The 558-nt window shown below is 79.2% G+C and carries 1 pseudogene; it reads right to left on the bottom strand.

Annotated elements, in window-relative coordinates:
- Nucleotides 1-558, bottom strand: a pseudogene (locus ACK4TH_RS13105) (allophanate hydrolase); the annotation flags it as partial.

Here is a 558-nt window from a genome sequence, read left to right as displayed (position 1 = left end):
CGCCGGGCGCCACGCCGTCGGAGACGATGTCGGCGTGCGCGGGGCTCAAGTGCTCCAGCGCCGGGCCCGCCAGCCGCATGCCCATGCGGTCGCGCTCGGGCGTGAGGCGCCAGTCGGCCTGCACGAAGAGGGCGCGCGCCGCCGGGGTGAAGTGGTCGTCCTGCGGGCCCCAGAGCACGCGGATCGGGCCGTCGTCGTCCGGCAAGGGGTCGGCGCGGCGCTCGACGCCGGGGTCGGCATCCGCCGCGGCGCACGGCAGCCGGTCGCCGGTGCGCAGGGCGCGGCCCTGCAGCCCGCCCATCGCGGTGCGCTCGTGCGTCGCGCGGCTGCCCAGCACCGGCGGCACATCGAGGCCGCCGGCCACCGCCACATAGGCCAGCCCCTGCACCGCCCCCAGGCGCAGCGCGTCGCCGGGCTGCAGCGTGACGCTGCACCAGCCGGGCAGCGGCTGCAACGCCCCTGCAGCGCGTTCCACCGTCGCCGCCACGTCGCCCACCACCGCCACGCGCACCGCGCCACCTTCCGCCCGCAGGCGCGGCCCCAGCAGGCGCAGCTCCA

The sequence above is a fragment of the Tepidimonas sp. genome (assembly GCF_046292505.1).
In the GTDB taxonomy this organism is placed as follows: Bacteria; Pseudomonadota; Gammaproteobacteria; order Burkholderiales; family Burkholderiaceae_C; genus Tepidimonas.
The sequence above is the reverse complement of the archived record's forward strand: the minus strand, read 5'-3'. Positions and strand labels throughout refer to the sequence as shown.